The organism is Bacillus cereus group sp. BfR-BA-01356, from assembly GCF_022663635.1.
In the GTDB taxonomy this organism is placed as follows: Bacteria; Bacillota; Bacilli; order Bacillales; family Bacillaceae_G; genus Bacillus_A; species Bacillus_A cereus.
The window spans coordinates 24,314-43,868 of the sequence record NZ_JAKUFX010000038.1 but is presented as its reverse complement, the minus strand read 5'-3'; the positions used below and the strand labels follow the sequence as shown (position 1 = coordinate 43,868).

Sequence of the window (19,555 nt, the reverse complement as noted above, 5' to 3'; positions counted from 1 at the left end):
ATCTAGAAATATCTTGAGACGTCCAAGTATTTTCTTTATTACTGGACTCTTATTAGAGAGTAAAACTAAGCCTGAGATAGGGCTTAAATATTAATATACGAGGGGAATTAGCGATGAATAAAAAAGTTTCACAGCTATTAGAGCAGATTGATTTACGAAAAGATGAGTTACTAGAGCTTACAAAGAATTTAATTCGTTTTGAAACACCAGCACCGCCGGCGAGAAATACAAATGAGGCACAACAATTTGTTGCAGAGTTTCTAAGAGAACAAAATTTTAGTGTTGATAAATGGGATGTATATCCTAATGATCCGAACGTTGTTGGTGTGAAAAAAGGGGCAAAAAGTGACTCATATAAAAGTCTTATTATTAATGGACATATGGATGTAGCTGAAGTATCGGCAGATGAGGCGTGGGAAACAAATCCGTTTGAGCCATTTATAAAAGATGGTTGGTTAGTTGGACGTGGTGCAGCTGATATGAAAGGGGGACTAGCTGGAGCGCTATTTGCTATTCAGCTATTACAAGAAGCTGGTATTGAATTACCTGGAGATTTAATCTTTCAATCCGTAATTGGAGAAGAAGTTGGAGAAGCTGGTACACTTCAATGCTGCAAAAGAGGTTATGATGCTGATTTTGCAGTCGTAGTGGATACGAGTAATTTACATATGCAAGGACAGGGCGGCGTAATTACTGGCTGGATTACTGTGAAAAGCCCTCAAACGTTTCATGATGCAACGCGTAGGCAAATGATTCATGCTGGAGGACGTTTATTTGGAGCGAGTGCAATTGAAAAAATGATGAAAATTGTGCAAAGTTTACAAGAATTAGAGCGTCATTGGGCAGTTATGAAAACATATGAAGGCTATCCGTCTGGAACAACAACAATTAATCCAGCTGTTATTGAGGGTGGAAGACATGCAGCTTTTATTGCGGATGAGTGCCGGTTATGGATAACAGTGCACTTTTATCCGAATGAAACACATGAACAAATAATAAAAGAAATTGAAGAGTATATCGGTAAAGTAGCAGCTGCCGATCCATGGCTAAGTGAAAATCCACCACAATTTAAGTGGGGCGGAGAATCAATGATTGTGGATCGTGGCGAAATTTTCCCTTCTTTAGAAATAGATAGTGAACATACAGCTGTAAAAACGCTTAGCTCAGTACATGAATCAATTCTTTCTAAAAACGCAATTTTAGATATGTCTGCAACGGTAACGGATGGTGGTTGGTTTAGTGAATTTCATATTCCGGCTGTTATTTACGGACCAGGCACATTAGAGGAAGCTCATTCAATAAATGAGAAAGTAGAAGTAGAGCAGTTAATTGAATTTACAAAAGTAATAACAGCATTTATATATGAATGGTGTCATATGAAAAAATAGATTAGTATGTTGAAATCGTACAGGTATGTATACTTGTACGATTTTTTAGTGAACTATTTCAGAGTTAAATAGAAATAACTGAAATAGTTCTTTATTTTTCTATGTCTTTCGTTTTAGTTCCATTAATTTCTCTTTTGCTAATTCAACAGCAATCGCATCATCTAAATAGCCAATTGGAAAGAGATAGTCGGGAATAATATCTGTCGATAAAATGAAATACAGTAATGCGCCACCAAGAACTGCACGCTCTTCTTTTGGAATCGTTTCATTGCAAAATTGTTGATACATATCTGTTAATTGTTCAATGAAAGGGCCAGCACTATCAATTTGTTCTAACTTGCTCGCGAAACTTTCATGAATGCGCTTTTCACCTTCTGTTGTTTGAGCATATCGTTCATAGTTTTCAAGTTCTTGTTTTACGCGGGTTGTTGTGTAGTCGAAATCGAATAAGTTAGAGGATTGCAGAGTTTGCTGAATTGTATCAAGAGATGTGTACATATCCGTCTTTTCTTTATTAATGTGAGGAGAATCAGGATACATTTCATCAAATAACAATTGGGGTGGAACTTGCAGACATTCTGCGAATTTTTGTAGGTGTTTTTGTTTTGGCGGTTGTTTACCATTCATAATTCTTGAGATTGTTGCGGGATCAATATTTGTAAGCATTCCGAGTTGGCGCATAGATAAGGCACGTTCTTTTAAAAGTTTTTTTATTAATCTACTAAGCCGCTCATTTGGATTTTCTTTAGGCATAGCGAAGGCACTCCTTTTTATTGTTGAAAAAATGTTGAGCATTTATTACATGTATATGAAACAGACAGGCACAGTTGCTCAACATTTTCATAAGATGCATGGAAAAGTGAGGAAAAGGGGTGGCTATTTATGAGTACGGCAGGTCTATTTTCAATTTTTTTAATCGGGATTGCTTCTAATTTAGATAATGCAGGTGTTGGGATTGCATATGGCATTCGTAAAATTAGAATTTCGTGGTTCAACAATTTTATCATCGCATTTTTTGGGTTTTTATTTACTTTATTAGCTGGATTTTTTGGGAACTGGATCGCGTTATTTATTTCAGAGTTTACAGCAAACCTGATTGGAGCAATCGTTTTAGGGATAATCGGGGTGTTTATTTTGTGCCAGCCTTTCTTGGGGCAAAGAAATACCGTAGGCTCTAAAGATGGTAATGTACTTATGGGAATTTTACGTGATCCAGAAAAAGCAGATTTTGATGGTTCTAAAACAATTAGTTTTTCAGAAGCAATTGTATTAGGGATTGCGTTGTCTATTAATAATATTGCAGGTGGATTTGATGCTGGGATAACAAATTTGAACCTTTGGCTTACAGCAACTATTTCAGGGGTGTTTAGTTTTATTTGTATTAGTGGCTTTGCGTATGTAGGGAAACGATTTTTAGCAGAATACTTAGGAAAGTGGGCGACAGTTATCGCAGGAGTGTTATTAATTCTTATTGGGATTGATCAGTTGTTGTAAGGAGAGTAGAAAACAAGGTTCGAGTATTTCCTTGGAAATACAGCAAGGGATTGCATATATCGACGTACTTTTCTCCATACTAATACGGATTTCTTTTAAGAAAGGGGGATTTGTATGGGACGCGGGAAAGCATTTGATCATAAGAAAAAAGGGCATGATCATCAACCACCTAAAGGTGCGTTCATTCATAAAGATGTAAATGAACATACTTTGGAAGAGGAAGAGCTACCAGTAAATATTGAGGCGTATAAAAATAGTTTAAAAAAACATTAAAAGCACCTACATAGGTGCTTTTTTACCGTATATCTTCAATTAATTGTTCCGATTCTTCATGCATACTGTACTCACTTAATACTTGAATGCAAAGCCATTTTAATTCCTCAATCGTATGCTCAAGTTCTTCAGGAAGCACGTGATAAATGTCTTCAAGCCCCATCCCGAAATGAATAAGTTCAAGTACTTGATCATCGATGTTCCGATCCATTAATAATTCAAGTACTTCTAAATTGAATATGTATCGGTGAGCTTCGTCGAGCGAAACAACTTTTAACTTCAAGCTTTCTACAATACTCAATATAAAAAGAAGGATTGTTTTTTCAAGAACAGGTTGTTTTCCCATTTGAAATATTAGTTTCATCTTTCACACCTCCACATATAGCGCTAGGTTGTACTATATTATTCAGGAGGGGGGAACAAATATGCATGATATAGAGAAACTTTCAGCACTGTTTTTATAAGAAGATTGATAACTGACAAAATTGAGGTTTTGGCGAAATAAAAAATCCTGCTAGTATAGCAGGATAACTCGCGATTAAAAAATGCTCCAACCTTCTTGAGCAGAAAGAAGTTCAAGAATTTTAAAACCAGCAATACTATTTCCGTTTGCATCTAAAGCTGGTCCGAAAATACCGATTCCCATGTCTCCTTTTACGCAGCCAAAAATACCACCGGCTACACCGCTTTTTGCAGGAATACCAACACGAATTGCAAATTCACCAGATTCGTTATACATACCACATGTGACCATAAATGTTTTGCAAATTTTTGTAATATGTTTAGGGATGATTTGTTTCTTTTTATATGGATCATATCCATCCATTGCAAAAATTAAGCCGATACGTGCTAAATCGATGCAGTTTACTTCAACTGCGCATTGACGAGTATATAAATCCATAAGTTCTTCAATATCACAATCGATAATTCCGTTTTGTTTCATATAATAACAAAGTGAACGGTTTAGATAAGCTGTCTCTAGTTCTGAATCGGCAACTTTAGAGGAATAATTAATAGTAGGATTATCTGTTATTTCACGTACAAAGTGAAGAATACGTTCCATTTTTTCCTCGTTATCTTTTCCTGCTAACATGCTTGTAATAGCTAATGCTCCTGCATTTATCATTGGATTAAGGGGTTTGGACGGACTTGTCGTTTCTAACTTAATAATAGAATTAAATGGGTCACCCGTTGGTTCCATTCCAACTTTAGAAAATACATATTCTTCACCACGGTCTAAAAGGGCAAGGGCAAGTGTAATTACTTTGGAAATACTTTGAAGAGTAAATAGTGTTTGTGAGTTGCCTGCATGGATATATTCTGTTTCTTTATGGAAAATGGCAATCCCTAAATCGTCTGGATTTGCATTTCCTAGTTCGGGGATATAAGTAGCAAGTTTGCCTTTTTTCGTATATGGTTTTACTTGTTCTAACAACTGTTGTAAGTTGTTTGTTTCAATGCACTGCATAGTACCAACGCTCCTATTTTGAATTAACTAAGTTTACTTTTCCCGATATGCTCGGAAATAAATAATAACATGAAAAAGTGGAATGATAAAACGAAAGTTCAATGTGATATAATAGGTCTTTCGTTTCGAGTATTCTGTATTTTAAAAAGGAGAATTTTCCTTTTATATAACAGTTTGGAAATAGGAGATTTATCCATAAAAAGTTCAGAAATAAAAACTACACATCTATACAACTATATGTTATTATGGTTATGTAATAGAAAGCGTTTTCTAAAGCGTACTTATAATGATAACGATTTCATAAATTTAATTAGGGGGAATTAAAATGTTGCAGTTTTTACAACGTATTGGTAAAGCGTTAATGCTTCCGATCGCAGTACTACCAGCAGCAGGATTATTGCTTCGTTTAGGGCAACCAGATGTATTTGATATTCCTGTTATGGCACAGGCCGGCGCAGCAGTTTTTGATAACTTAGCACTTATTTTTGCAATTGGTATTGCAATCGGTCTTTCAGTGGATGGTAGTGGTGCAGCAGGTCTTGCAGGTGCAATTGGTTATCTTGTTATGAAAAATAGTATTGATGCACTTAGCAAAGGGTATTCAACTGCTGAATTACAAGGTAAATTAGGTAAAGTCCAAGATTTAATAGGTAATAGCGCAAATGTAGATCCATCTAAGCTTGCAGATACAATGACACAAGTATCTAAGGCTGCTGAATTATCGACTAAAGTAGATATGAAAGTTTTAGGTGGTATTATTGTTGGTGTTATAGCAGGACTTCTTTATAATAAATTCCATAAGATTAAACTTCCAGAATGGTTAGGTTTCTTTGCTGGAAAACGTTTTGTTCCAATTGTTACATCAGTTGTGATGCTGATATTAGGAATTCTATTTGCACAAATTTGGCCAACAATTCAAAATGGTATTGATGCATTAGCTCATGGAATTGTTAATTTAGGTGCAATTGGTTCAGGATTATTTGGTTTATTAAACCGTTTATTAATCCCAATTGGTTTACACCACGTAATGAACACATACTTCTGGTTTGTATTTGGGGACTTTACAAATGCAGCAGGTAATGTTGTTAATGGTGATATTGCTCGTTTCCTTGCAGGTGACAAAACAGCAGGTATGTTTATGACTGGTTTCTTCCCAGTTATGATGTTCGGTTTACCAGCAGCATGTTTCGCAATGATTGCAGCTGCTAAACCAGAAAAGCGTAAAGCAGTTACTGGTATGTTAGCTGGTCTAGCATTAACTTCATTCTTAACTGGTATTACAGAGCCTATTGAATTCTCATTCATGTTCTTATCACCAGTATTATATGGTATTCATGCTGTACTAACAGGTCTTTCTTTATTCATTACAACATCACTTGGCATTCATGATGGTTTCTCATTTAGTGCCGGTGCAATCGATTATGCTTTAAACTTCGGTATTGCAACAAAACCAGTCTTACTAGCAGGTATCGGTTTAATTTACGCAGCAATTTATTTCATAGTATTCTACTTCTTAATTAAGAAGTTCGATTTAAAAACTCCTGGTCGTGAAGATGACGATGAGTTAGTTGAAGATGGTGATGCACCAGTTGCAGGTTCAATTGGTGAAACTTACGTAGCAGCTTTAGGCGGAAAAGAAAACTTAACAGTTATTGATAACTGTGCAACACGTCTACGCTTACAAGTAAAAGATGCTGGTCAAGTAAATGAAGCAGCATTAAAACGTGCTGGTGCAAAAGGTATTATGAAATTAAGTAATACAAGTGTACAAGTTATCGTAGGTACAAATGTTGAATCTGTTGCCGATGATATGAAAAAACACGTATAAATAATGAGATAAGAGGATGTCCAAAAAGATTGATAACATCAATTTTTTAGAGGATATCCTCTTTTTTTTTGTTAATAATTTAACGGGAATCTTACTTTTGTAAATTTTCTTTTTCTTTTTTGTACATATAGGTTGGTAATATGTGCAGTGCGTGATAAAGTAGGGATGATATAGAATGGATTATCCATAATCTACTAAAACGAATCTTTAGTAGAGGAATTAAATTATTGGTGAGTAAGGGGAAAAAAGCAATTATGGATCAGGAAAAAAATAATGCGAATGGGAAAGCACATCGGCCGATTGTATACATAAAAAGAACAATCATTCTCGTCTTACTATTATCACTTGTATATTTCATGTATACAAAAATTGTTGCGCATAATAAGAAAGAAGAAACTTTAAAAGCGGCAGCAGAAATGAAGAAACAAGAAGAGTTAAAAAAGAAAGAAGAAAAAAAGAAACAAGAAGTACAGAAGCAAAAACAAAAAGAGCAGGAAGAACAAATGAAGCAAGCGCAAGCAGCGGAGAAACCTGCTGAAGGGCCACCTCAAGAAATTAATGAAAACGCTCAATTGGACCAGTATTTACAAAACGCAGGATTTAGCGGGACAGCTGTTATTGTGAAGAACGGAAAAGTTCTTCTGAATAAAGGGTATGGTATGGCAAATAAAGAGCAGCAAGTACCGAATAATTCAGAGACGACTTTTTATATTGGTTCTATTTCAAAGGCGTTTGTAGCAACTGCTATTATGCAATTGAAAGATCAAAATAAATTACAAGTAGAAGATACTGTTGCGAAGTATATTCCAGATTTTCCACAAGGTAATAATATTCAGCTAAAACATCTATTAACACATACATCAGGGATTCCCGAATATGAGCAGGGAAAAGAAGATATTTCTCATGAAGAACTGATAAAGCGGATAGGAAATCAAAAGCGTATTGGTGGTCCAGGAGAGAAGTGGAAGTATTCTGATTCGAACTACTCTATACTTGCTTATATTGCAGAGAAGGTAAGTGGGCAGTCACTCGAAGAATATATTAAACAACATATTTTTGCCACTGCCGGTATGAAACATTCTGGCTTTGGCACAGCGTTAGAACAAACAAGATTCCCATCAACGGGTTATAAAATAGTAAATAATAATATGACAACACCTAATATTCCAAGCATGTCACAACTATATGGTTGTGGTGATATATACACAAGTGCGCATGATTTATATTTATTTAACGAAGCACTATTCTCTGGAAAATTAATTTCAAAAGAGAGTTACGATCAAATGTTTACGGGTGGAAAAAAGGATTACGGGTTTGGATGGTACGTAGACCCAGGAAGCTATTCGAATCATGGTGTAATGCCAGGTTGGAATTGCTTAAACGGATTTAGTAAAAATGGTAGTGTATATGTTGTTTTATTATCTAACATTCAAAATAATATTAAATCATTTGGTAAAGTGAATAATGACATTTATTCGATATTGCGGAATATTGAAGTGTAAGAAACTATCCTGTTGGATAGTTTTTTTTATGCTCTGAAACAAATATTTCTTTTAGAAAATGTATGTCTTACCTATCACAAAAATATCCATTTTGTATACATTAAGATGTATGGATGTAAAATTTTATAATCTAAAAATAATAGGAGGAGAAGTGTATGTGTCTGTTCAGAAAATATTGGCATAAATTATCAAGATTGTTTAATAGACAATTAGATTATTTTTTAGATAATAAGTTATTGCCTGCTGTGGAAAGACTTTTATTTTCACAAAACTTCGCGAGATTTATTCAAAGAAACTCTAAGCAAGCTACGGAAGAAGTTATTGAATCAAGTAGATTTCAATCTATTATTTGTAACATTTTAAAAGAATGCAATACATCACCTTTTAAAGAAATTGCAAAGCAGTATTTAGGTAAAAACGTAGAAATTACGGTGACAGTTGGACAATTAACAGGTGTTATTGTAGCAGTTGGTGATGACTTCTTAACATTGCAAGAAGGAATAGGAACTGAAGTTTTATTACCATTTACAAGTATTATATCAATTAAAGAAGCGTAAGAAAGGAGAGTTATATATGTTATTTACTGATGAATTACGTAACCATGTTGGAGAACTAGTGCAAGTTGTGACAGCTGTAGAAATCATTGTAGGCGTTCTTTTATCTGTGACGGATGGGGCAGTAATTGTTCGTACTTCTCCTTCTTATGGACCACTAGAAGATGTAGTTGTGCGTATTCCTATTATTGCTTATGTTCGCTTGGAAGGGTAAGAGTGATACAAGTATGAGAGTGTCAGTTGTTATTCCAGTGCATAATGAAGCAAGTACTTTATCAAAAGTTTTAGTAGAGGTAAGAAAGCTCGAACCATATGAAGTTATCATAGTAGATAATGGATCGACAGATGGGACGAAGGAAATAGCATTACAGCATAATTGCCGTGTGATTTATTATAGATATTCTCTTGGTAATGATGTGGGACGGGCAATTGGTGCTAGAGAAGCAAAAGGCGAGATTGTTTTGTTTTTAGATGGTGATATCGTCATGAAAAGTGAAGAATTATACAATTTTATTAAAGGAATACGACAAGGACATGAGATTGTTTTAAATAATTTAACATGGTCCGTTTACTTGAAGATGAGACCGCATTATACGACGGTTGGAAAATATATGTTAAATCGTTATTTGAACAAGAAAGAGTTTGTTGTAGGATCTTTAATTGCAATACCACATGCGATAAGTCGTAAAGTGATTGAAAAACTGGGGTGGTGGAATTTAGCAGATCCAGCATTATTTCAAGCGATGGCGATGTCTAGAGGAGTAGATATTTCTGATATGGCTTCAGTTGATGTCATCTACACAAATAAAGTTCGTCCTGTGCATACTGGTACATCACCTGGCTCTCCTTATCCGAAAGCGACTAGTCGTATTATGGGTGATCATTTGCGAGCTTTACAATACGTAATCGAAACATATGGTAAACGCGGTGGTTTTTCAGAGGACAATAGAGATAGAGAGTTTGTAGGAAAGTATAAACCAGTTTTATTACAAAAGAATAAAGCGAAATATAGTGCCATTATCCCAGTATCAGAAGAGAAAATGACCATAAGGTCTGTTATAAAAGAAGTGAAAGAAGCAGGTGTAGATGAAATTATAGTTGTCGCGAATGGAGCAGATGTTGAGACTGTTAAACAGGCAAAGCTAGAGAATGTTATCGTTGTTGAATTTACGAAGGCGCTTGGACATAATGTAGCACGAGCAATAGGTGCCATGCATGCTACGGCAGATATTTGTTTATTCGTTGATAGTGATCTTGTTATTCCAGCAAAAAAACTCACTCTATTTTTACATGCTGTTGAAGATGGAAATGACGTGGTGTTAAATGATTTACAATGCTTATTAGATATGTTTCATCCAGCAGATCCAATTAGTATGGGAAAATACTTTGTGAATTTGATAGCGAAACGACCAGATTTATGGAATAACTCACTAACTGCTGTACCACATGCCATTCATAAGAAGGTAATAGAGAAAATAGGATATGATTCCCTTATCATTCCGCCATTAGCACAAGTGAAAGCTATTTTAGAAGGATTCTCTATTACAACAGTAGAGTTAGTAGATGTTATAAAAACAAATCGAGTACGTCCAGAGCAACACGAATTTGTAAATGGGCGTATTTCAGCGTTTGATCGTATTTTCGGTGATCAACTTGAAGCGGTTGCGTATTTATTACAATGTACGGACGAACGTGGTGGTTTTACAGATGGAGATAGAGATAGAGATGTAATTCAACAATTGAGAAGGGAAGAAGAGAATACAAATGAATAGTAGTAAAGTAGCTATTATTGGGCTAGGGTATGTTGGCCTTCCTTTAGCGGTACATTTTGCAGAAAGAGGGCATACAGTACTTGGATTAGATAAAGATATTAGAAAAATAGACTCAATTATAAAAGGAGAAAGTTATATTCCGGATGTTTCTTCTAAAGAGTTACAAAGTTTATTGAAGAAAAAAAATTAACAGTAAATACACCGGATCAAGGCATTGCTGATTTTCAAAATAGTGATTATGTTATTGTCACTGTCCCGACTCCAATTAATGAACAAAGAGAACCAGACTTAAGTGCCCTCATTTCAGCTTCGCATTATATACAACAAAACCTTCAAAAAGGACAAACCTTCATTTTTGAAAGCTCCACATATCCAGGCACACTTGAAGAAGTCATCCTACCTATTATTTCTCAAAATGGTAAAAAGGTAGGGGAAGATTTCTATATCGGATATTCCCCTGAGAGAATTGATCCAGCAAATAGTCAATATTCAGTTCAAGCTATTCCAAAAGTTATTAGTGGACAAACAGAAAAGTGTAAACAAAAGGTACAGGATTTATATAGTACCATTTTTGACGAAGTTGTACCTGTTAGCTCTCCGAAAGTAGCAGAGATGTGCAAGCTATTTGAAAATATTCAGCGCTTAGTTAACATTTCTTTAGTAAATGAACTAAACACACTATGTGAAAGTTTAGGCATTGATTTTTATGAGGCCATTGAAGCGGCATCTACAAAACCATTTGGGTTTACTCCGTATTGGCCAGGGCCAGGGATAGGGGGACACTGTATTCCCGTAGACCCTTTATATTTTCAATGGAGAATAAAAAAGAATGGAGCAATTAGTCAATTAATTGAGGCTGCACATATAATTAATGAAGAAATGCCAGAGAAAATGGTCCGGAAAGTAAAAAGTGTGGTGCAATTACCTGCAACGGTGTTAATTGTAGGGATTGCGTATAAAAAAGATGTAAATGATTTGAGAGAATCACCAGCGTTACCGATTATTCAATTATTAAGAAATCAAGGATACGAGATAGAATATCATGATCCTTATATTTCTTCCGCGGAAATTGGAGATAAGGTGTACCAATCTGTTTCTTTAGATGAAGAAAAAGTTAAAAAAGCGGATTGTATTTTAATTTTAACGGATCATTCTAATATTGATTGGAAGCTTTTTAAAGGAATAGACCGAGTAATAGATACACGCGGGATTGTAAAGAAGGTGAGTAAATGAGTAAGAAATGTTTAATTACAGGTGGAGCCGGATTTATCGGGTCACATTTAGCTGAAGAGTTGATGAGAAGAGGTTATGAGGTCACTGTTGTGGATAACTTTTATAAAGGTAAAAATAAGTACCATAAAGAGTTAATGAAAGAAATCCGTGTTATTCCAATAAGTGTTTTAGATAAAAATTCTATTTATGAATTAGTAGATCAGCATGATGTCGTGTTTCATTTAGCAGCAATTTTAGGTGTGAAAACAACAATGGAAAAAAGTATAGAGCTCATAGAAACGAATTTTGATGGGACGAGAAATATTTTACAAGCAGCGCTAAAAGGAAAGAAGAAAGTAGTTTTTGCTTCTACTTCAGAAGTATATGGTAAGGCCAAGCCGCCTTTCTCTGAAGAGGGAGATCGATTGTACGGGGCAACTTCTAAAATTCGTTGGAGTTATGCGGTTTGTAAAACGTTAGAAGAAACATTATGTTTAGGATACGCATTAGAAGGCTTACCGGTAACGATTGTTCGATATTTTAATATTTATGGTCCAAGAGCGAAAGATGGTCCGTATGCAGGAGTAATTCCGCGATTTATCCGTGCGGCACTGCAAGGAGAAGACATTCTCGTATATGGAGATGGAAAGCAGACACGTTGTTTTACGTATGTGAGTGATGCGGTAGAAGCAACAATTCGGGCAATGGATGAGAAGGTAAATGGTGAGATTATTAATATAGGTTCTGAGAATGAACAGAGTATAAAAGAAGTAGCAGAAGTAATTAAAAAATTAACGAATTCTTCTTCGAAGATTGTACAAGTGCCTTTTGAAGAAGTATATCCTCATGGTTTTGAAGAAATTCCAAATAGAAGACCAGATGTAACAAAATTAAAAGAGCTTGTTCAATTTCAGGCGAAAGTAACGTGGGAAAACGGATTGAAGGAAACAATTAAGTGGTTTCGTGAACAAAACAATGGCTAAGTCATTATCTGTTATTATTCCTGCATGTAATGAGGTCGATACGATTTCAGACGTTATTCAATCGGTAAGACCATTAAATCCAGTAGAAATCATTGTAGTAGCAAACGGTTGTAATGATGGAACAGAAGATGTTGCAGATCGTTTAGGGTGTAAAGTAATCAAGCATACAGAGCTACTAGGGAACGATGTTGGACGTGCAGTCGGCGCAAAACATGCGATAGGTGATGTATTACTATTTATAGATGGTGATTTTGCTATTCCAACTTCAAAATTAAAATTATTCCTTAATCCGATTTTATACGATCAGGCAGATGTAGTTTTAAATAATTTGGATGCATTATTTTTAAAAAGGCAAAAAACCACTTCTATTACAGTATGGCGCCAAATATTAAATGCAATGTTAGAGCGTGAAGAATTAAAAATGAATTCTTTATTAGATGTACCTCATGCGCTGACGAAAGAAGTCGTTCAAAGCATCGGATATGAATGTTTTGTTAATCCTATTGTGGCTCATTTACACCTAGTTCAAAGTAAATGGAGAATTAGTCGTCATTGTGCCATTGACGTTATTACGCCGAATAAATTTCGTCCATTCCAGCATGCTGCATATGGGCCAAATCTTTCCCAATCTGAAAAAAGAATGATAGGTGATCATATAGAAGCAGTAGCAGAACGGATATTAAGCAGTGATGAGCGCGGAGGATATTATGATGGAAATAGGAAAAGGGATAGTGTCTATCATACTTTAAGTTTTGAAGAGTTTTATCAAGGGTGGGGTGTTACATCTGATTTGTATAAAGGAAAGCAACTATCGGTTGTTATTCCCGTACAAGATGAAGAGAAAACAATTGGAAACGTTATAGAAGAGCTTCGCAAAATTGAACCCTTCGAAATTATCGTTGTCGTAAATGGTTCGTCAGATAAAACGAAAAAAATTGCAAAAGACAAAGGGGCAACGACAATTGTATATAAAGAAGCACTCGGAAATGATGTGGGGCGCTCACTTGGAACGTATTTTGCAAAAGGAGAAATTGTGTTATTTATAGATGGCGATTTTGTTATTCCAGCGAGTGAGCTGTATCCTTTTGCGAAAGCTATTGCAGATGGAACAGATGTTGCATTAAATGATCTAAATCATTATTTAGATTTAAGAGTACCGCTTCATCTTGTAACTGCATTTAAATATGCATTAAATTTAGCTTGTGATAGAAAAGATCTAGGCGTAGGCTCTCTTATCGCTGTACCGAATGCGTTTAGCCGTAAGTGTTTGAAAGAAATTGGGTATAGATCTTTACTGGCGCCGTGTGTAGCCCAAGTGAAAGCTATTCTTTCAGGATTTGAAGTTGCATGTGTAAGTCGTGTTGAGGTCGATAAGATGAACCGTATTCGTCCCAGTGAACATTTTGCTAAAATAGGTCATCCACCAGCTGTACTTCGAATTATAGGTGATCATATAGAAGGACTAGATCAAATAATTGCATTAACAGACAATCGTGGCGGATTCTATGATGGCAATAGAAAAAGAGATGTTTTATAGAAGTAACAAAAAAAGTGTACAACATGTGTACACTTTTTTGTTCTGTTATAAAAACTATAACAGATTAGGAGATAAGAGTATTACAGCTCTACAATGGGTATTGTTCTTATATTACAAAATAGGACTCGTATATAAGGATACCAAAAAAATACAATTAAGGAAAGGGTTAATTTTAAAGACTTTTAAATGAAGTTAACACTATATATATAGTAGTTTGCTCAATATTTCACAAACATGTCACAACTATTTCGTTCACTTTCGTAAAAAAGTAGTATTCTAAGTGTGTAAGCTGTTATATAAAAAATCTTAGTCCTGTACTAATCAAAAATGGAGGAGATTAGGATGACTCAAGTATTAGAAAATGTTAAAAACGCATGGGAAAACTTTAAAGGTGAAAAATGGAAAGCAGAGATTGATGTTCGCGATTTCATTTTAAATAATGTAAACGTTTTCGAAGGGGACGAATCTTTCTTAGCAGAAGCAACTGAAGCAACGAAACAACTTTGGGATCAAGTAATGGATTTAACAACGAAAGAACGTGAAAACGGTGGCGTTCTTGATATGGATACAAAAATTGTTTCTTCTATTACATCACATGACCCAGGATACTTAAATAAAGATATTGAAAAAGTAGTCGGTTTCCAAACTGATAAACCATTTAAACGTTCTTTACAACCATATGGTGGTATTCGTATGGCAGAACAAGCTTGTGAATCTTATGGATACGAAATGGATAAAGAACTTAGTCGTATTTTTAGAGAGTGGAGAAAAACTCATAACCAAGGTGTATTTGATGCATACACACCAGAAATGAGAAATGCACGTAAATCAGGTGTTATTACTGGTCTTCCAGATGCATACGGACGTGGACGTATTATCGGTGACTATCGCCGAGTAGCGTTATATGGTATTGATCATTTAATTGAAGCGAAAAAAGCTGATTTGAATTTAACTGGTGGTGTAATGAGCGAAGATACGATGCGTTTACGCGAAGAGTTATCTGAGCAAATGCGTGCACTTCAAGAGTTAAAAGAAATGGCTGCTTCTCATGGCTTCGATATTTCTAAGCCAGCAACAAATGCACAAGAAGCATTCCAATGGTTATACTTCGCATACCTTGCAGCGATTAAAGAGCAAAACGGGGCTGCAATGAGTCTTGGACGTACTTCTACATTCTTAGATATTTACATTGAAAGAGATTTAGCAAATGGTACTTTAACAGAAGAAGAAGTACAAGAAATTGTAGATCACTTCATTATGAAATTACGTCTTGTGAAATTCGCAAGAACACCTGATTATAATGAATTATTCTCTGGTGACCCAACTTGGGTAACTGAATCTATCGGTGGTATGGCATTAGATGGTCGTCCATTAGTAACAAAGAACTCATTCCGTTTCTTGCATACATTAGATAATTTAGGACCAGCTCCAGAACCAAACTTAACTGTTCTTTGGTCTAAACAATTACCAGAGAACTTTAAAAACTACTGTGCGAAAATGTCTATTAAAACATCAGCAATTCAATATGAAAATGATGACATTATGCGTCCTGAATACGGCGATGATTACGGTATTGCATGTTGCGTATCTGCAATGAGAATCGGTAAACAAATGCAGTTCTTCGGAGCTCGTGCAAACTTAGCGAAAGCATTATTATATGCGATTAACGGTGGTAAAGATGAAAAGTCAAAAGCACAAGTTGGTCCTGAGTACGCACCAATTACTTCTGAAGTATTAAATTATGAAGAAGTTATGCATAAGTTTGATATGACAATGGAATGGTTAGCGGGTCTATATTTAAACACATTAAATGTTATCCATTACATGCATGATAAATATAGCTATGAACGTATTGAAATGGCACTTCATGATACAAACGTTCTTCGTACAATGGCAACAGGTATCGCTGGTCTATCTGTAGTAGCAGATTCATTAAGTGCAATTAAATACGCAAAAGTAAAACCAATTCGTGATGAAAATGGTATTGCAGTTGACTTCGAGATTGAAGGAGATTTCCCTAAATACGGTAACAATGATGATCGTGTAGATGAGATTGCTGTAAATCTTGTAAAAACATTTATGAATAAACTTCGTAAACATAAAACATACAGAAATTCTGTTCATACAATGTCAATCTTAACAATCACATCTAACGTTGTATACGGTAAGAAAACTGGTAATACTCCAGATGGCCGCCGTACTGGAGAACCATTTGCACCAGGTGCGAACCCAATGCATGGACGTGATACAAAAGGTGCATTAGCTTCATTATTATCTGTGGCTAAATTACCATATGAAGATGCACAAGATGGTATTTCTAATACATTCTCTATTATTCCGAAAGCACTTGGTAAAGAAGATGATGTACAAGTACGTAACTTAGTATCAATGCTTGATGGCTATGCAGTAAAAGAAGGGCACCACTTAAATATTAACGTATTTAACCGTGAAACATTAATGGATGCAATGGAACATCCTGAGAAGTATCCACAATTAACAATTCGTGTATCTGGTTATGCTGTAAACTTTATTAAATTAACTCGTGAACAACAAATTGATGTAATTAACCGTACAATGCATGAAAGCATGTAAATGAAAAAAGTGTCCCTTCGCTCTTAATATATAGCGAAGGGAGGCTGTTTCAATAAAGGAGGAAGTAACATGGTAAAAGGAAGAATACATTCTGTAGAGTCTTGTGGTACTGTTGATGGCCCAGGGATTCGTTATGTCATATTTACACAAGGGTGTTTATTACGTTGTCAATATTGTCATAATGCTGATACGTGGGAAATCGGTAAAGGTAAAGAAATAACAGTTGAAGAAGTGATGCAGGATGTGACATGTTACCTTCCATTTATTGAAGCTTCTGGAGGCGGTATAACAGTTAGCGGTGGAGAGCCATTATTACAGCTAGACTTTTTAATTGAGTTGTTTAAAAATTGTAAAGCGGCTGGTATCCATACCACAATCGACTCTTCTGGTGGTTGTTATTCTGAGGAACCAGAATTCCAAAATAAGCTAGATATTTTAATGGATTATACAGATTTAGTTTTATTGGATCTGAAACATATCGATTCCAAAAAGCATCGTAAATTAACAGGGAAACCAAATGAACATATTTTACAATTTGTTCGTTATTTATCGGATAAGAATAAACCAATTTGGGTACGACACGTATTAGTTCCTGGTGTTACGGATAATGAAGAGGATCTACAAAAACTATCTAGCTTTATTCAAAGTCTGTCTAATGTTCAAAAAGTTGAAGTGTTACCATATCATAAGCTTGGTGTATATAAATGGGAGGCGCTTGGACACAAGTATCCACTCGCAAATGTAGAACCACCTACTGAGAAAAATGTAGAACATGCTAAATATATTTTACAAGCGGTCTAATCCAAATATTGGATTAGGCTTTTTGCTTTCTTTACAATAAAATCTAGAGTATATATTGATAAAAGAGTATACTGAAAGTAGAATATCCATAATTTTGTACGGAATAAATGGAGAAATTTACATAATTGTAAAGGGAAATCAAAATAGTAAAAAGAATTAAGAAGTAAAAGAGTGAGTATCATGGAATAGAGAACATTTGTAAGTTATTGCGAAAGCTCTTATAGGAAAGTATAATGTAAAGATATGAGCACAGATAGGATTAAGGGGTCAATCTTATATGCTTTGCATATCCACGACAGGTACATAGCTGAAAGGGAATTATTAGAATCTGTTTATGTAATTTTTAAGGAAAATGTTTTTCCTATTGTCGTATATGCAATATGGAGAAACAAAAAGCTAGGAGTGGATTTGTTTGATAAAAAACCCCAAGGTTTTAATATTAACTGCACATTACGGTAATGGTCATGTGCAAGTAGCAAAAACATTAGAACAAACATTTCGCCAAAAAGGAATTGAAGATGTTATTGTATGCGACTTGTTTGGAGAATCACATCCATTTATAACTGACATTACAAAATATCTATATTTAAAAAGTTATACAATAGGAAAAGAATTATATCGTTTGTTTTATTACGGGGTAGAAAAAATTTATGATAAGAAAATAGCATCTTGGTATGCGAACTTTGGAAGAAAACGTTTGAAAACACTATTACAGGTGGAGAAACCAGATATTGTAATTAATACATTTCCAATTATCGCTGTACCAGAATTGAAGAAACAAACAGGTATTTCAATTCCTGTCTATAACGTATTAACGGATTTTTGCGTGCACAAAATATGGATTCATCGAGAAGTAGATCGTTATTTTGTTGCAACGGATCATGTGAAAGAATTGATGGTTGATATCGGTGTACCTGCGGAACAAATTGTTGAAACAGGAATTCCAATTCGGAGTAGTTTTGAGTTAAAGGTAAATCCGGAAATCATATATACTAAATATCAGTTATGTAAGAATAAAAAGATTTTACTAATTGTAGCAGGTGCTCATGGGGTATTAGGAAATGTAAAAGAACTATGCCAATCATTTATGTCAGTGCCTAATTTACAAATAGTTGTCGTTTGTGGGAAAAATGAAGCTTTAAAACAGGATTTATTAAGTTTACAGAAGCAAAATTCCGATGCATTAAAAGTGTTTGGGTATGTTGAAAATATTGATGAATTATTCCGTGTTACTTCTTGTATGATTACGAAGCCAGGCGGAATAACATTAAGTGAAGCAGCAGCGTTGCAAGTACCTGTCATTTTATATAAGCCTGTTCCAGGACAAGAAAATGAAAATGCGATGTACTTTGAAAGAAAGGGAGCAGCAGTTGTCATTCGCGATGATAGTGAGGTTTTTGCAAAAACAGAGGCATTATTACAAGATGATGTGAAGCTTCTTCAAATGAAAGAAGCAATGAAAAGCATCTATCTTCCAGAGCCAGCTGGTCATATTGTAGATGCAATTTTGGCAGAAAATCATGCAGAACCGCGTCATATACCTATTAAATCACCTGCTCTTGCACAATCTTTTACTTAATATGAAACCCTCTTTGTATATGTAAAGAGGGTTCTTTATTATTTTCAAAGAAAATTCAGCCAGTTATCCACAAAAGGATTACGCTTTCATTAAACAGTAAAGTCGGAATATTAACAACTATATCCACATTGTCCACAATTTTTAGAAAAATATCCACAATTAAAACAGCTGATATATGCTTTAATATAGAAAAATATTAAATGTTTTTGAAAATTACTAACAATTCTGTTGGTTTTGTGGATAAAGTTGTCCACAGCAAAAAAAGTCCCTTATGTATAAGGGGCTTTTTTGCTTACTTCTATCAGTCGAGAAAATTATGTAATGAAAATGAATAATTAGGGGGGAAACTTCTAATTATTCATTTTCACTTTAAATGCTTTTCGAGCGATATCCTGCTGCACGATCTGCTTTTTGAAATTCGCGTTGATAGAGAACTTCTTGTGTACTAGATAATGTGTTTTTTGCTTTATCACGTTTCTTTTTATCCATTACAAATCACCTCGTGTCTTAAAGTTACTATTTATCGTTTCCAAAGACATGAGGGGATATACGCATATGGAAAATGTTAACGA

18 protein-coding genes and 2 pseudogenes are annotated in these 19,555 nt (G+C 34.9%); 16 read left to right on the top strand and 4 right to left on the bottom strand.

The genetic code is table 11. The annotated features are described in order from the left end of the window. Positions 1-113 precede the first annotated feature (113 nt). Entirely contained in the window at positions 114-1,388 is a 1,275-nt protein-coding gene (locus tag MR168_RS15060; protein ID WP_044306458.1) for an acetylornithine deacetylase, read from the top strand. 99 nt (positions 1,389-1,487) lie between these two features. On the opposite strand, the gene MR168_RS15055 is transcribed toward MR168_RS15060, so the two are convergent. Continuing rightward, the gene (locus MR168_RS15055) at positions 1,488-2,141 is read right to left on the bottom strand and encodes a helix-turn-helix domain-containing protein (RefSeq protein WP_001123718.1); all 654 of its coding nucleotides are present in this window, start codon (positions 2,139-2,141) and stop codon (positions 1,488-1,490) included. A 129-nt stretch (positions 2,142-2,270) separates the two neighbouring features. Between MR168_RS15055 and ytaF the strand changes: the two genes are divergently transcribed. Both ytaF and MR168_RS15045 read left to right on the top strand, forming a co-directional pair. Next, positions 2,271-2,882 carry a sporulation membrane protein YtaF gene (ytaF, locus tag MR168_RS15050; protein ID WP_000100724.1) on the top strand — a complete coding sequence of 204 codons (612 nt, stop codon included), beginning with the start codon at positions 2,271-2,273 and terminating at the stop codon, positions 2,880-2,882. A gap of 114 nt (positions 2,883-2,996) precedes the next feature. Next, complete coding sequence (locus tag MR168_RS15045) at positions 2,997-3,155, top strand: hypothetical protein (protein ID WP_000532409.1); 159 nt, start codon at positions 2,997-2,999, stop codon at positions 3,153-3,155. Positions 3,156-3,177: 22 nt separating this feature from the next. On the opposite strand, the gene MR168_RS15040 is transcribed toward MR168_RS15045, so the two are convergent. Together MR168_RS15040 and glsA are read right to left on the bottom strand one after the other, a co-directional pair. Continuing rightward, the gene (locus tag MR168_RS15040; RefSeq protein ID WP_000766604.1) at positions 3,178-3,519 is read right to left on the bottom strand and encodes a DUF3969 family protein; all 342 of its coding nucleotides are present in this window, start codon (positions 3,517-3,519) and stop codon (positions 3,178-3,180) included. 174 nt (positions 3,520-3,693) lie between these two features. Then, the gene (gene glsA, locus MR168_RS15035) at positions 3,694-4,623 is read right to left on the bottom strand and encodes a glutaminase A (RefSeq protein WP_001149850.1); all 930 of its coding nucleotides are present in this window, start codon (positions 4,621-4,623) and stop codon (positions 3,694-3,696) included. 69 nt (positions 4,624-4,692) lie between these two features. On the opposite strand from glsA, the pseudogene MR168_RS33670 reads away from it, so the two are divergent. From MR168_RS33670 to MR168_RS14975, 13 genes and pseudogenes are all read left to right on the top strand, one after another. After that, positions 4,693-4,807: pseudogene (locus tag MR168_RS33670) on the top strand (transcriptional regulator). Positions 4,808-4,948: 141 nt separating this feature from the next. Then, positions 4,949-6,451, top strand: a complete 1,503-nt coding sequence (gene nagE, locus MR168_RS15030) for an N-acetylglucosamine-specific PTS transporter subunit IIBC (protein WP_086412465.1) — start codon at positions 4,949-4,951, stop codon at positions 6,449-6,451. A 254-nt stretch (positions 6,452-6,705) separates the two neighbouring features. After that, positions 6,706-7,953: a serine hydrolase domain-containing protein gene (locus tag MR168_RS15025; RefSeq protein WP_033691709.1), complete on the top strand. Its 1,248-nt coding sequence runs from the start codon at positions 6,706-6,708 to the stop codon at positions 7,951-7,953. Positions 7,954-8,108: 155 nt separating this feature from the next. Then, complete coding sequence (locus MR168_RS15020; RefSeq protein ID WP_000335531.1) at positions 8,109-8,510, top strand: LSm family protein; 402 nt, start codon at positions 8,109-8,111, stop codon at positions 8,508-8,510. Between the two features lie 16 nt (positions 8,511-8,526). Next, a complete protein-coding gene (locus tag MR168_RS15015) occupies positions 8,527-8,721 on the top strand; it encodes an LSm family protein (protein ID WP_086412464.1) in 195 nt (64 codons plus the stop codon). Between the two features lie 13 nt (positions 8,722-8,734). Beyond that, positions 8,735-10,279, top strand: a complete 1,545-nt coding sequence (locus MR168_RS15010; protein WP_001266468.1) for a glycosyltransferase family 2 protein — start codon at positions 8,735-8,737, stop codon at positions 10,277-10,279. Beyond that, a pseudogene (locus MR168_RS15005) lies at positions 10,272-11,512 on the top strand (nucleotide sugar dehydrogenase). Before MR168_RS15010 ends, MR168_RS15005 begins: the two are co-directional and overlap by 8 nt. Beyond that, on the top strand, positions 11,509-12,474 hold the full coding sequence (locus MR168_RS15000) for an NAD-dependent epimerase/dehydratase family protein (protein ID WP_000037018.1): 966 nt from the start codon (positions 11,509-11,511) through the stop codon (positions 12,472-12,474). Before MR168_RS15005 ends, MR168_RS15000 begins: the two are co-directional and overlap by 4 nt. Next, entirely contained in the window at positions 12,467-14,011 is a 1,545-nt protein-coding gene (locus MR168_RS14995; protein ID WP_006916162.1) for a glycosyltransferase family 2 protein, read from the top strand. Before MR168_RS15000 ends, MR168_RS14995 begins: the two co-directional genes overlap by 8 nt. Continuing rightward, on the top strand, positions 13,980-14,201 hold the full coding sequence (locus MR168_RS14990; RefSeq protein ID WP_002094217.1) for a hypothetical protein: 222 nt from the start codon (positions 13,980-13,982) through the stop codon (positions 14,199-14,201). Before MR168_RS14995 ends, MR168_RS14990 begins: the two co-directional genes overlap by 32 nt. 152 nt (positions 14,202-14,353) lie before the next feature. Further along, complete coding sequence (gene pflB / locus MR168_RS14985; protein ID WP_000195471.1) at positions 14,354-16,603, top strand: formate C-acetyltransferase; 2,250 nt, start codon at positions 14,354-14,356, stop codon at positions 16,601-16,603. Between the two features lie 69 nt (positions 16,604-16,672). Beyond that, positions 16,673-17,404, top strand: a complete 732-nt coding sequence (gene pflA / locus MR168_RS14980) for a pyruvate formate-lyase-activating protein (RefSeq protein WP_086412461.1) — start codon at positions 16,673-16,675, stop codon at positions 17,402-17,404. Between the two features lie 412 nt (positions 17,405-17,816). After that, positions 17,817-18,983, top strand: coding sequence for a diglucosyl diacylglycerol synthase (locus MR168_RS14975; protein ID WP_000594690.1), 1,167 nt, complete (start codon positions 17,817-17,819; stop codon positions 18,981-18,983). A 369-nt stretch (positions 18,984-19,352) separates the two neighbouring features. Here MR168_RS14975 and MR168_RS14970 read toward each other — a convergent pair whose 3' ends face one another. Then, positions 19,353-19,472 (bottom strand): YfhE family protein, encoded by a 120-nt coding sequence (locus tag MR168_RS14970; protein ID WP_000358482.1) that lies wholly within the window; start codon positions 19,470-19,472, stop codon positions 19,353-19,355. Positions 19,473-19,555: the final 83 nt, after the last annotated feature.